Annotated in this window: 13 protein-coding genes; 1 reads left to right on the top strand and 12 read right to left on the bottom strand. The window is 63.2% G+C overall.

Annotated features, from left to right (window positions below; translation table 11 throughout):
* Nucleotide 1: 1 nt before the first annotated feature.
* The 11 genes from tssF to ASD07_RS28265 all read right to left on the bottom strand — a co-directional run bounded on the left by tssF (nt 2) and on the right by ASD07_RS28265 (nt 11,763).
* Complete coding sequence (gene tssF / locus ASD07_RS28215) at nt 2-1,678, bottom strand: type VI secretion system baseplate subunit TssF (RefSeq protein ID WP_055938681.1); 1,677 nt, start codon at nt 1,676-1,678, stop codon at nt 2-4.
* A gap of 2 nt (nt 1,679-1,680) precedes the next feature.
* Nucleotides 1,681-2,436: a hypothetical protein gene (locus tag ASD07_RS28220; RefSeq protein WP_057246355.1), complete on the bottom strand. Its 756-nt coding sequence runs from the start codon at nt 2,434-2,436 to the stop codon at nt 1,681-1,683.
* A gap of 139 nt (nt 2,437-2,575) precedes the next feature.
* Nucleotides 2,576-3,841 carry an NAD(P)/FAD-dependent oxidoreductase gene (locus ASD07_RS28225; protein WP_055938686.1) on the bottom strand — a complete coding sequence of 422 codons (1,266 nt, stop codon included), beginning with the start codon at nt 3,839-3,841 and terminating at the stop codon, nt 2,576-2,578.
* Between the two features lie 13 nt (nt 3,842-3,854).
* Nucleotides 3,855-6,755 (bottom strand): ligand-binding sensor domain-containing diguanylate cyclase, encoded by a 2,901-nt coding sequence (locus ASD07_RS28230; protein ID WP_082507615.1) that lies wholly within the window; start codon nt 6,753-6,755, stop codon nt 3,855-3,857.
* Between the two features lie 2 nt (nt 6,756-6,757).
* Entirely contained in the window at nt 6,758-7,060 is a 303-nt protein-coding gene (locus ASD07_RS28235; protein WP_055938692.1) for a c-type cytochrome, read from the bottom strand.
* Nucleotides 7,057-7,713 (bottom strand): sulfur oxidation c-type cytochrome SoxA, encoded by a 657-nt coding sequence (gene soxA, locus ASD07_RS28240; RefSeq protein ID WP_200953872.1) that lies wholly within the window; start codon nt 7,711-7,713, stop codon nt 7,057-7,059. The genes ASD07_RS28235 and soxA overlap by 4 nt, the downstream gene beginning before the upstream one ends.
* Nucleotides 7,714-7,856: 143 nt before the next feature.
* Complete coding sequence (gene soxZ / locus ASD07_RS28245) at nt 7,857-8,180, bottom strand: thiosulfate oxidation carrier complex protein SoxZ (protein WP_055938695.1); 324 nt, start codon at nt 8,178-8,180, stop codon at nt 7,857-7,859.
* Between the two features lies 1 nt (nt 8,181).
* Nucleotides 8,182-8,625, bottom strand: a complete 444-nt coding sequence (locus tag ASD07_RS28250; protein ID WP_055938698.1) for a SoxY-related AACIE arm protein — start codon at nt 8,623-8,625, stop codon at nt 8,182-8,184.
* On the bottom strand, nt 8,622-9,065 hold the full coding sequence (soxX, locus tag ASD07_RS28255; protein WP_055938701.1) for a sulfur oxidation c-type cytochrome SoxX: 444 nt from the start codon (nt 9,063-9,065) through the stop codon (nt 8,622-8,624). Before soxX ends, ASD07_RS28250 begins: the two co-directional genes overlap by 4 nt.
* A gap of 20 nt (nt 9,066-9,085) precedes the next feature.
* A complete protein-coding gene (locus ASD07_RS28260; protein ID WP_055938704.1) occupies nt 9,086-11,272 on the bottom strand; it encodes a xanthine dehydrogenase family protein molybdopterin-binding subunit in 2,187 nt (728 codons plus the stop codon).
* A complete protein-coding gene (locus ASD07_RS28265; RefSeq protein ID WP_055938709.1) occupies nt 11,269-11,763 on the bottom strand; it encodes a (2Fe-2S)-binding protein in 495 nt (164 codons plus the stop codon). The genes ASD07_RS28260 and ASD07_RS28265 overlap by 4 nt, the downstream gene beginning before the upstream one ends.
* A gap of 169 nt (nt 11,764-11,932) precedes the next feature.
* Here ASD07_RS28265 and ASD07_RS28270 point away from each other — a divergent pair, with 169 nt between their 5' ends.
* Nucleotides 11,933-12,535: an OmpW family protein gene (locus tag ASD07_RS28270; RefSeq protein WP_055938712.1), complete on the top strand. Its 603-nt coding sequence runs from the start codon at nt 11,933-11,935 to the stop codon at nt 12,533-12,535.
* Here ASD07_RS28270 and ASD07_RS28275 read toward each other — a convergent pair.
* Nucleotides 12,532-13,002 (bottom strand): DUF2244 domain-containing protein, encoded by a 471-nt coding sequence (locus ASD07_RS28275; protein WP_082507617.1) that lies wholly within the window; start codon nt 13,000-13,002, stop codon nt 12,532-12,534. The genes ASD07_RS28270 and ASD07_RS28275 overlap by 4 nt on opposite strands.
* Nucleotides 13,003-13,014 lie beyond the last annotated feature (12 nt).

Here is a 13,014-nt window from a genome sequence, read left to right on the forward strand (position 1 = left end):
TTCATGCGAGCGGGCGCGTTCCCGCTTGCGGGCCTGCCTGGCAAAGCACGTGGCCAGTCTCGGTGGCGATACGGAGCTTGGCGAAGCGGTTTTCGCGCAGCTTGTCCGCCAGTGTGGCAAGCAGTATTTCGGCGAACATGCGGATGCTATGCCCGCTCAAGGCGCCTTGGTCGACCAGCAAAGTGAATTCTGTGCCGTGCATATGGATCCGTCCCATGGGGTGATTCAGCCAGGCGGTGGTGGGTTTGGTGGCCAGGGCTTTCATGCTTTCGGCATATGGGCAACCGTGGAGCTGCAAAAGCTCGCGCAAAGCTGGCAGTGTAGTACCGTCCGCGTAGAGACTTTCGCATTGGGCGCGCGGGTTGGAGAGACTGCGTCCAGCGGCTGGGCCGTGCATGAAGCGGATGGGGAAGCCGCCGGTAATTGCTTCTGTCGTCAGCCTGGAGCCGGCTTGCGGCGGTTCCGCATTTGTACAAGTGAGCTGCACGGAGATCGTTCCTGTTTCGAGCCTGGCGGGTCGCTGCTCACGGTCTACGAAGTTCAGGGCGAATCCCTCGCTTTCGTCCAGTTGCCAGTAGGGGCCGAAGCCCGTGTGTTCTGTGCCGTGAAACGGGGGCAGAAGGCGGTCACCACTGCGGTTCATGAGCGAGACCTTGTCTATGCGGTGGATGACCAGGCCGGGCTGGCTTGGCGTGACCGGGTAGGCTTCGCTTCGGCCATCCATACGGATTGGTGCGGCGGCTTGCGGGAAAAGGTTGATGACCGGTGCGCAGGACAGCCGGAAGTTTGTCGCGTCGGCGTGGCGAAGCCGCTGATCGAAGGCCGGCAGGATGATGTGCAGCGTGATGCGTTTGCACCCGGGCGGGCAGTGTGCGGATAGCGCTTGCAGGTCGAGGTGGAGGAAGTCGAATTTTTGCGGCATGTGGAAAAATTCCGTCAGCAGCCGCGGGCTTTGCTGGCCGGCGTGGTACGGCAGAAGCCAATCTTCGATGCTGGCCCCCGCTGGGGTGAAGGGCGAATTCTCCAATACGTTCCAGCTGGCACCCGCTTCGATGCAAACGCATTGGCTTTGCAGCAGGATGGCGTCGAGCAGTGCTGCGCGCAGCCCAGATTCGCCATCCACCCATATTCTGAACCTTGATGTGGGGGGCTTGTCGAACGAGGTGTTGCTGGCGGTCGACTCAAGGCTGATGCAAAGCGACGAAGTGGATTCGCGTGGAAGGCGCAATGTCGCTGGCACGTCGAGTGTTGGCTGGAATTTAGCTTCGGAAATGACGAGTGGAGCGATGCAGATATCTCCGGTGGTGACGAACCTGCTTGAGCCCGAGCGCAGGATCGTGCCGCGCGGCAGGCTGCTTACCGCGCTGATTTCATTGGGACGCGCGGCCGATGTGTCGACCTGGACGATGCCGCATGCGGGCATCTTGCGCAGGCAGTGCGGCTGGAGAGTTTGCAGCAGCGCTTTGTGGAAGTCGCTGCGTCCGTCTTCGATCAGTTGCTGGGTGGCTGCGTTGAGCAGCGCTACTGATTGCAGCAGGCGCTCGACTTCCGGATCAGTGCTGGCGTCCGGCCCAAGCTCCAGCGCAGCGGCGGTGCTGGCGTGGGCTTCAGCGTACTTTCGCGTTGCCTGGCGCAGGCGGCCCAGCTCTTGTTCGTAGAAATGCAGGAGCTTGTCCATGGCTATTTTTCATTGCGCAGGTTGACGACAATCTTGAGGCCTGTTTCACGCTCGAACCGGTGCAGGCGGAATATCCACAAATAGGCGCGCACCACCAGTCGGGAGAAAGCATGCATGGCCAATGGTGTGGCGGCCAACGCACAAATGGCAAGGCTGCCGCTGCAGCTATCGTAGGCGATATCGGCGGTGAGGATCGGCAGGCCGGTCGCTATGGCGGCGACCATTGACCATCCATCGATGCGGCTTGGCTCCGTGGTGTGGCGCCCCACATGGCTTAACAACACACTGATTGAATTGGTCCTGATCGTGTCGCCCTTCAGTTCCTCTGCCAGCCATATTTCGAAGCGGTGGCCGGTGTGCTTGTCGGTTGCAGTGGTCCAGAGACGCACGATGGTGAGGATGGCTGAACAAAGCATCATCATGGCGACGACGGGTACCCAGTTATTCTCCGGCATGGCGTATGCCGCTAACACGATCACGGGCGCGATGAACATGCACAATGGTACGAAGTAGATAAACACCAGCGTGATGATGGCGATGTCGATCAGGCGTTCGGGGTTGCCACGCTTTGCGGCAAGCCGCCACAGGTAGAACACGCCGCCGATATGGGCAGCTGTCAGGCAGAGTTGCAGGCGTATGCCCAGCGGGTTAAGGCTGATCGGCATCGCGAACAGCGATATAAGCAAGAGGGAGGTGCCCCAGACCAGGGCTGACATGTGCCAGAGGTTCGGGCTTTGCGACGCAGCGGATTGTGGCATGGGGTCACCATTAGGCAGGGATAAGCCTGCTCATGGTGGCACTCAAGAGTTCGGCACTCTTTGAGATGAGACAAAGGTCCAGCGAGCTGCGTTGCGGAAAATGTCCACTTCGGTTCTTGACCCCGAGGTGGACATTTTTTCAGGAAAGGATGTCGTTCCAGATGTTTTGGGCCCAGCTGTTGGCGTAGTGGCCTTCGAGCTCGGTGGGGCCGGGACTGACGCCGCCGCTGCCCGGGACGACGAGCAGCGTTTTCTTTTCGGCGTTGTAGGCGTGCACGCTGGCGACGTGGATGACGTCTTTGTCGCTTACGTAGCTGTAGCAGGTGTTGGTGAGCAGCGGTGATTGTTCGGGCGCGCGGCCGCTTAGCAGGTCGACTACGGCGGCGGCGCAGACCTTGGCGTGTTGGTTGGCCATGTGGCCGGACTTGGGCATCAGGGGGGAGCCCTGGATGGCGTCGCCGATCACGTGGATGTTTTTCGCTTGCGTGGATTCGAAGGTGATGAAGTCGACTTCGCACCAGCGTTTGTTCATGTTGGCCAGGCCGGTCTGTGCGGCGATGGCGCCGGCGCGCTGGGGTGGTACTACGTTCAGCACGTCGGCTTTTACTTTGTCGCCCAGTTCGGAGACGGCGGTGCGGGCGGCTACGTCTACGTCGACAGTCTTGAAGCTGGGACGGTATTCGATGATGCTGGCGTAGCGCTCTTTCCAGACTTTCTTGAACAGCGGGCCTTTGCTGACCACGTCTTCGTTGGCGTCGAGCAGGAGGACTTTGGATTTCGGCTTGTGCTGGCTGAAGTAGTGGGCTACCTGGCATACGCGTTCGTACGGGCCCGGTGGGCAGCGGTATGGCGCGGGCGGTACAGTCATGGCGAATACGCCGCCGTCGTGCATGGCTTCGAGCTGGGCGCGCAGGGCTGTGGTCTGCGGGCCGGCTTTCCAGGCGTGCAGGATCTTGTCTTGTGCACCTTCTACGCTCATGCCGGGCAGTTCGCTCCACAGGAATTCAATGCCGGGACTGAGGATCAGGCGGTCGTAGCTGAGTACTTCGCCGCTTAACAGCTTGATCGTGCGCTTTTCGGGGTCGATGCTGGAGGCGCTGTCGTGCAGGATCTTTACGCCGTGCTTGCGTTGCAGGTCGTCATAGCTGCGGGTCAGGTCTTGCAGCTGGCGTGAGCCGCCCAGCACGAGGTTGGAGAGCGGGCAGCTGACGAAGTTGGCACTCGGTTCGATCAGGGTGACGTCGATGCTGCCCTGGCTCCACAGGCGTACGTACTTGGCGGCGGTGGCGCCGCCGTAGCCGCCGCCGACCACGACCACATGGGCCTGGGCGCGGCCGCCGATGCTGGCGCAGCCGGTGGTAGCTGCGAGGATTGCGGCTGCTTGCACGAATGTTCGACGCTCCATGGTGCCTCCTTGGTCAGGTTTGCATTGTCTCGTCCGCGTAGCTGATGCGATCGCGGCCTTCGTTCTTCGATCGATACAGGGCCAGGTCTGCCTGGTGCAGCAGGTCGGTGGCGGTGGCTTGGCTATGCGGCTTGAAGACGACTGCGCCGAAACTGGCGGTGACCGGCAGGCCGGCGTCGGCGCCAATGTCTACCGGCTCGCTGCGGATGGCATGGCGCAGGGCTTCGATGCGGTTGGCGCCGGCCGGCAGCGACAGGCCTGGCAGCAGTACGAGGAATTCTTCGCCGCCGTAGCGGCCAACGGAGTCGTAGGTGCGCACGGTGGCGATCAGGCGGCGGGAGGTTTCCACCAGCACGGCGTCGCCGGCCAGGTGGCCGTGCGTGTCGTTGATGTTCTTGAATTTGTCCAGGTCGAGCAGGACCAGCACGAAGCTTTCGCCGGTGCGCTGGCTCTTGCCGATTTCGCGCTCGAGGATTTCCATCATTGCGCCGCGGTTCCAGGTGCGTGTGAGGGCGTCCTTCAAGGCGCGTACTTTCAGGGCTTCCTGCGCTTCTTCAAGGGCGCGGGTGCGTTCCTGCACCATCACTTCCAGTTCCGCTTCGCGGCGTTTGTGGACCAGCAGGCGCATGCGGTGGAATAGCAGGAAGCCAAGCGTAATACCGGCGGCGCACAGCACGTAGAAGGGATAGCTGCGCCACCATGGCGGTGCGATGGAGAATGCGAGTTCGGCGGGCTTGGACTGGATGCCGCTGTCGGCATCCACTGCCACGGCCTGGAAGCGGTAATCGCCGCCCGGCAGGGCTGCGTAGCGCATTTCCGGCTGGGCGGAGTCGTTCCATTGGTCTTCCAGGCCGGCCAGGCGGTAGCGGTAGTGCAGGCCCTGGCGGCCTTCGAATTGCAGGCTGGCCAGGCGGAAGACCAGCGGTTCGCGTGACCATGGCAGGCGCGCTGCGCCTGGCGCGAGCTCGGTGCTGCCACGCCTGGCTTCTTCAATCACGACGGGCGGCGCGCCGGTGTCGAACAGGGTTTCGGGGTGCAGCAGGTGCGATAGGCCGTTGCTGGTGGTGACCCACATCGAGCCGTCCTGGTCTTCGTAGAAGCCAATGCCGTTCAAGTCGTTCCATGCCAGGCCGTGGGTCTGGTTCAGCATGCGCCAGCGCTCGCGGTTCCAGACCGCCATGCCGGCGCCGGTGGCGACCCAGAGCCAGCCGCGGCTGTCTTCAACCATGGCGTAGACGCTGCGCTCGCGCAGTACTGGCGCTTCGATGCGGGTGGCGCGTGGCTTGCCTTGCGTAGTCATCTGCCACAGGGCTCCACCGGCGGCGGCCCATAGCTTGCCGTCGCGCGAACAGGCGATGCCGTCGAAGGTGGCTTTGCCTACCGTGTCCCCCAGGGGCAGTACTTGCCATGCCTTGCCGTCGTAGTGCAGCACGTCGGTTACGCTGGGCAGCCACAGGTGGCCTTGCTGGTCCATGCAGCCTGCGCCGACCGGGTTTTCTGGGTGGCGGCCTGCTGTTTCGGGCATCTTCACCAGTTGCGGCTGCGTGCCGGTGGGCGCGCTGGCGGGGAGGACGTAGACGCCTTTCCAGGTTGTCAGCCACATCTGGTCGTTGCGGTCGGCCAGTACTTGCGTGATGAAGGGCAGCTTGGCGACCAGTTCCGTCTTGCCGCTGTCCGGCAGGTAACGCATCAGCATGCCGGAGTAGCTGCCGGCCCATAGCCTGCCGCTGCGGTCCATGTCCATGCTGGCCCATTGCTGGCTGGCCAATGCCGGCGGCGTGCTTGGGGTGGTGAACTTGTTGGCGCCGGGCGCCATCATGGCGTGGCCGTTGCGGGTGCCGATGTGCATGGCGCCCCGGCGGTCGCGCAGGGCCGAGATGATCACGTCGTCGGGCAGGCCGTGCTGGGCGGTCCAGTTTTCCCAGTTGCCGTAGCCTAGCCAGTGCTGCAGGCCGCGGCCGCGCGTTGCCAGCCAGGTGCCGTGGCCCTGGTCGTGCAGGACGGCGGTGATGCCGCCGCCGGCGGCCAGGCCGTTCTCTTTGCCGTAAGCTTCCCAGCGGCCCTGGCGCCAGCGCAGCAGGCCGGGGTCGGCGTTGGTGAGCACGTTGCCGTTGTCGTCGATATGCAGCTCGCTGCGCAGCATGTGCTTGCGCATCATGTCTTGCGGGGGTGTGCGGTCTTCGAAGCGGTTGGCGCCTTTGGGCAGCGTGAAGATGCGCTGGGCGCTGCGGGTCCACAGGTTACCGTCCTTGTCGATGGCGATACTGCTCCATTCGTCGTGCGGCAGCCCTTCTGCTTCGCCCAGCACGCGGATGCGGCCTTCGCTGGCCTGGCACAGGGATGCTTCGCAGGCCAGCCACAGGGTGCCTTTGCTGTCGGCGTAAACACTGCGCACGGCTTGCAGTTCCGGGTGGGCCCTGAGCGTGGCCTGGTCGAAGTAATGGCGGACGCTGGTGCTGTCGCCTTTTGCGGTGATGACGAGCAGGCGGCCTTCGCTTGCCAGCAGCAGGTCGCCGCCGGTGCCTTCAGCCATGGGCTGGTAGGGCCAGACGGGGATCTTCTCGCCGTTCCACAACACGGGCGTCAGGCGGCCCTGGTTCAGGCGGTACAGGTTTTCGTGGTTGCCGATCCATAGCGCGCCGGTACTGCTGCTGTGCAGGGCGGTGACGAAGGGGTCCGTCATTCCTTGCGTGATGCCGTAGCGGCGGAAGTGGGCGCCGTTGTAGCGGAACAGGCCATTTTCGCTGCCTGCCCAGAGGTAGCCGCTGGCGTCCTGGCTCAGTGCCGTGACGGAGAGGTTGCCGAGGCCTTCGCTCTGTCCAAAGTGTTGTAAAGGGATGTGCTGGGGGCTGGCGTCAAGCGTCGCCATACCCAATACGGCCGCAAGCAAGCTTTGGAGCAGTTTCAATCGCATTTCTATTTTTTCTGGGCGGCGAAGTACGCTGCCACTATTTCCAATTGGTCGTCAGTGTAACCTTTGGTTAGCTGGGTCATGATGGTGGCGGGGCGTTTGCCGGTCTTGAAGTCTTTTAGCGCGGCCAGGAGTTGGTCTTTGGGCTGTCCGGCCAAGGGAGGTAGCGCTTTGCCTTGGGTGGCGCCGTTGGTACCGTGGCAGCCGGTGCAGCTTGCGGCAAGGCGTGCGCCGGGCTGGATGGCGTCTGCGGATGCGGCGGGGAGCGTGGTGGACAGCGCGAGCGCCAGGGCGGCGATTGTCTTCATGGTCGTACTCCTGGGGTTTCTAGGGGCATGCCTTGGGCGCGGTGGGCGAGGTAGGCTTCCAGGTCTACCAGGTCGGGGGCACCGTAGGGTGGGACTTCGGCTCGTACGCCGCTCATGCAGTTGCGCAGGCGGCGTTGCAGGCTTCCTACGCCTTGCCATTCAAGGCGGTAGATGGGGTAGGCGTTGGCGTGGCCTTGGGGGATCAGGGCGCCGGCCAGGCGCTTGCCTGCGTTGTTGTCGTGGCATTGGGCGCAGCTGAGGTTCAGCTGGCCGATGCGGGTGGTGAAGAGTTGCTGGCCTCTTGCTGCGGACTGTTTTGTTTCCTTGTCGGTTGCGGGGCTTAGGGGCATGCCGCGGCTTTGCAGGGCGATGTAGGTTTCGAGGGCTAGCAGGTCTTGGGATTCGGGCTTCAGTGGGCTTGCTTGCTGGGCGCCGGTGCGGCATTGGTTGATCTGGCCGGAGAGGGTGATGACTTTGCCGGCCGACTTGCTGAAGCGGGGGAAACCTGTGGCTTTGCCGCGCATGGTGGTTTGGGCGTTGGTGTGGCAGGTGGCGCAGGATTTGCCGTTGCCATCGGTTGGCGCGGTGCGCCAGAGTACCTCTCCGTTGGCGACCCAGAGCATGGCGGGGTTTTGGGTGTCGTCGCGTTGCATTACTTGCGTGGCGGGGGACATGTATTCGGCGCCGGATTTGCGCTCGTTTAAAACCGGTAAACCTGGGTCAGACCCATAGGGTCTGACCCTGTCTGCGGCGAGGGTGGTGGTGCTTATTAGCGCTAGCAGGAGGACGGCGGTTCTCATTGTTGCACTGTCAGCTGCTTTTTTTCGGTCTGGGTGAAGGCGTTGTCGCCGGTCCAGGTGAATTCCAGGGGGCCGCTGGCCGTGGCCTTGATGAAGAAGGCGATGTAGGGGTTGGCGCTCATCGCGGGGTGCAGCTCGGTGCTGATGACCGTTTTGCCGTTGTAGCGACATTCGAATTTGCGGATGATGTCGCGCGGGAGGAGCTTGCCGTCGGGGCCGGGGCGGAAGCCTGTTTCCATTGTGTGGGCGATCAGGGCACGCACTTCGATCACTTCGCCGGGCTTGGCGGTGGCGGGCATGTGGATCAGGGCGCTGGCCATGTCAGATTGCCTCGCCTTCGACGCAGGCGGCCAACGCCACGATCACGTCGACTGTCTGCTGCCACCATTGGCCGTCGCTGGTGCGGGCGATTGCGGTGAGCGTCTGGCTGGTGGCGAGGCGGATGCGGGTGCTGATTTCTGGCTTGCCGGCCAAGGGTGTCAGCTTGAAGCGGACCACGTCGGGCAAAGGGTTCTTTTCGTTGAAGATGGCGATGTCGGTGACGTGGGATTGCTCGGTCATGGGGCTGTCGACGCGCACGGTGACGGGGACTGCGTTGCCGTTGTCGATCAAGGTTGCGATGTCGATCTGTACGCGGGCGCGCTGGATCCTGGCGTTGTTGGTGTAGGCGCCGATGGCGGCTGTCATCTCGGCGGGCGTGGCCTGGGCTGGGCGAACCAGGGCCAGCAGGGGGAGCGCGGCTAGGAGTTGGCGGCGGGTGGTCATTTGTTTTCTTCGCGCAGGGTGGCGAGGTAGGCGACTACGTCTTCCACTTGCTGCTCGGTGAGGATGGGTTTGTCGCGGTGCGATGGCGCTACGCGTGTCAGGCCGGTGGTTTTGCGGTACGCGGGCATGATGGTGCCGGGGTTGATTGCGCTGCTGTCGGCTATCCGCTGGCGGAGCTGGGCGGGGGTGTAGCGGTCGCCTACGCCTGCCAGGTCGGGGGCCAGGTTGCCTTGGAAGCGCTCCTCGGGGATGGGGGCGGGGTGGCAGAGGAGGCAGAGGCCTAGCTGGCGGTTGGCGACTATGGCGCGGCCGGTGTCGGGGTTGCCTGGTTGGGCGTGGGCGGGGGCTATTGTTATGGCTGACGCTAGCAGAAACCGGTAAACCGGTGTCAGACCCAAGGGTCTGACACCGTCTGAGCGAAGGGCGCGGACTGGCGGCATTTGGGGCGCCTCGCCTCTTTCTATGCCTTTTTCAGGCTGTGGTTTTTTAGCGGGAGGTCGCGGATGCGTTTTCCGGTGGCGGCGAAGATGGCGTTCAGCACTGCGGGGGCGGCTACGGCGATTGTTGGCTCGCCTACTCCGCCCCAGAAGCCGCCGCTTGGCATGACGACCGTTTCGACTTTCGGCATTTCGTCCATCTTCAGCACGTTGTAGGTGTCGAAGTTGGTTTGCTCGGCCTGGCCGTCCTTGATGGTGATCTCGCCGTACAAGGCGGCGCTCAGGCCGTAGACGAAGCTGCCTTCCACTTGCGCTTCGATCTGTTGCGGGTTCACTGCGTGGCCGGGATCGGTGGCGGCGACGATGCGGTGGATCTTCAGCTTGCCGTCTTTGCTGACCGAGACTTCGGCCACGGCGGCGACGTAGCTGCCGAAGCCCATGGTCTGGGCGATGCCGCGGTAGATGCCTTTCTTCGGTGGCTTGCTCCAGCCGGCTTTCTCGGCCGCTGCGTTGAGGACCGCCAGGTGTTTCGGGCTGTCTTTCATCAGCTTGCGGCGCAGGGCAAGCGGGTCCTGCTTCGTGGCGTGGGCGATTTCGTCGATGAAGCATTCGACGTAGATCGCGTTCTGGTTCAGGTTCACGCCGCGCCAGAAGCCTGGCGGCACGGCGGGGTTGCGCATGGCGTGGTCGATCAGCAGGTTCGGGATGGTGTAGCCGAACGAAGCTTCCGGGCCGGGCGGGTTAAGGCCCTGGAAGACTGCGGGATCCTTGCCGTCCTTGACGTTCTGCGGGAACAGCGCGGCCAGGATCGACTGGCCGGCAATGCGCATGTGCAGTGCGGTCACCTCGCCTTTTGCGTCCAGGCCTGCGGTCAGTTTGCATTGGCTGACCGGGTGGTAGCGGCCGTGCTGCATGTCTTCTTCGCGGGTCCAGATCAACTTGATCGGTGTGCCGGGCATTTCCTTGGCGATCTTCACGACCTGCGTCACCCAGTCGTGCGTGGCGCCGCGGCGGCCAAAGCCGCCGCCGAGGTGCAATTTCGTCACGTCGCATTTGGCCAGCGGCAGGCCGGCGGCCTCGCTGGTGGCGGCCAAGGCGGCTTCGCCGTTCTGCGTTGGTGTCCAGACGTCGCAGCGCTCGGGCGTCCACACGGCGGTGGCGTTCATCACCTCCATCGTGGCGTGGTTCTGGTGCGGGTAGCTGTAGACGGCTTCGATTTTGCGGTGGGCGCTGGCCAGGGCGGCTTTGGCGTCGCCGTTGCTGTTGCCGACTGCGGCTTCGGGTGCGTCCAGGCCTGCCTTGATCCAGGCGGCGGTGTCCTTGCTGTTCATGCCGGCGTTGGGGCCTTTGTCCCATTCGATCGGCAAGGCATCGAGGGCGCTGCGGGCGCGCCACCAGGTGTCGGCCACCACAGCCACTGCGCTGTCGCCTACCTGCAGTACTTTTTTCACGCCGGGCTTGCTGGCGATAGCTGCAGCGTCAAAGCTCTTCACCTTGCCGCCGAAGACCGGGCAGTCCTTGATAGCGGCGTTCAGCATGCCCGGCAGCTTGAAGTCCATGCCGTAGATCTGCTTGCCGGTGGTCTTGTCGACCGTGTCCAGGCGCGCCAGGCGCTTGCCGGCCAGCTTCCAGTCTTTCGGGTCTTTCAGCTTGATGTCGGCGGCGGCGGGTGCCTGCAGCTTGCCGGCGGCGTCGGCGACTTTTCCGTAGGTGAGCGCGCGGCCGGTTGGCGTGTGGGTGATCACGCTTTTCGCGGCCACGCATTCATTCGCGGGCACGCCCCATTGGGTAGCTGCGGCCTGCACCAGCATCGTGCGGGCTGCGGCGCCGCCCTTGCGCACGTATTCGTGCGATTCGCGCACGCCGCGGCTGCCGCCGGTGGAGAAGCTGCCCCACACCCGGTTGCGCGCCAGCTGGCGGCCGGGCGAGGGGTATTCGGTGGTGACCTTGCTCCAGTCGCCGTCCAGTTCTTCCACCACCAGCTGCGCCAGGCCGGTCAGCGTGCCCTGGCCCATTTCGGAGCGGGCGATGCGGACCACGATGGTGTCGTCCGGTTTGACGACGACCCAGGCGTTGATTTCAGGCGCGTCGGGAGCGGCAGCGGTTGGCGCCTGCTGCGCTTCTGCGAACGGGATGTGGAAGCCGAACATCAGGCCTGCGGTGGCGCCCAGCGAGCGGCCGATGAAACCACGACGGGTCATGCCGCTCATGCTTTGCTCCCTTCCACGATGTCCAGGCCTGCGGTCTTCACGTCGCCGCCTTTGGCAATCACGTGGATCGCCTTGCGCACGCGGTTATAGGTGCCGCAGCGGCAGATGTTGGTCATGGCGGCGTCGATATCGGCGTCGGTCGGGTTCTTCTTCTGTTTCAGCAGCGCGGCGGCGGCCATGATCATGCCGGACTGGCAGAAGCCGCATTGCGGCACATCCAGCGCGGCCCAGGCTTTTTGCACCGGGTGGCTGCCGTCCAGGCCCAGGCCTTCGATGGTGACGATCTTCTGCCCGGCCGTCACGGTGGAGACAGGGCGCACGCAGCTGCGCGTCGGTTCGCCGTCAATGTGCACGGTGCAGGCGCCGCACTGCGCTACGCCGCAGCCGTATTTGGTGCCGGTGAGTCCCAGCTGTTCGCGGATCACCCACAACAGCGGGGTATCTTCTTCGGCCTCGAACTCGCGTACCTGGCCATTGACGTGCAATTTCATGTCCTGCCTCCGGGGGAATAGGTGGGATGTGAATCCGCGAAATATTACTCCCGTTTTAGCTAACTTGTGTTCGTTCGGGCAATTTTGACTTAGGTCAAAGATTTTGCTGCGTCGCATCAATACACTTTCAGTCAGCAAATCTCAATGACCAAACGAAAGAGGCAGTGAAATGAAGAAAGCGATTTTGGCAGTTGTCCTGGGTAGCGTGGCGCTTGGTGCAATGGCACAGGAAACCCCTTGGCAGGTGCGCGCACGTGCCGTGCACATCAACCCTGCGGACAAGTCCGATCCGATCCTCGGCGTGGGACCATCCGACCTCATCAGCGTCAGCAACAAGACCATTCCGGAAGTGGATATTTCATACTTCTTCACCCCAAATATTTCCGCCGAGCTGGTGCTGACCTATCCGCAGAAGCATGACGTGTACATTGATGGCGAGTCCATCGGTACCTTCAAGCACCTGCCGCCGACCCTGCTGGCGCAGTACCACTTCATGCCGTCCGCCCAGTTCAGCCCGTACGTTGGCGTGGGTGTGAACTGGACCACCTTCTCCAAGAACAAGATGCTGGGCGGCCTGGGCAGCCTGGAGCATGACAGCTTCGGCCTGGCCCTGCAGGCTGGCGTGGATTACAAGCTGGACAAGAACTGGTCGCTCAACCTGGACATCAAGAAAGTGCAGATCCGCAGCGACGTGCTGCTGGCGGGCGTGAAGGTCAGCAAGGTAAAGGTTGATCCTGTAATGCTGGGCGTGGGCGTAGGCTACCGCTTCTAATTGCTGAACAGTCCGCCCTGCACTTCCGCGCGCAGCTCCTGGGCCAGCGCGCGGCGGCGCGGGTCGGTGGCGAAGTAGCCGATATCGACCGCCACGCCTTTCGATTCAAGGTGAATCAGGTCGCCATAGCGGGCCGGCATTTGCAGCCGCAGGAAGTAAAGTTCGAGCTGCGTCACGCTCATCTTGCCGGCGGAGACCTGTTCCACCAGCAGCTTGCCGTTGGCGAGCACGATGTGTTCATAGTCCGTGGCATGGCGAGCGAAGTAAAGGAAAGCGGCCGCCACGGCCGTCATCTCCAGCACGGTGAAGAAAAGCACCTGCCACATGCCGATCAACACAAAGCCCGTTGCGACCGCAAACGAGAACAGGCACATCAAGGCATAAGCCATCCCCATCTGCTGGGGCGACAATGAGCAATTGCGCCGCAGAAGCCATTCCCTGCGTTCGCTGAGCAAGTCCCGGTTCATGAGACATTCTAG

The sequence above is a fragment of the Duganella sp. Root336D2 genome, assembly GCF_001425005.1.
Lineage (GTDB): Bacteria > Pseudomonadota > Gammaproteobacteria > Burkholderiales > Burkholderiaceae_D > Rugamonas.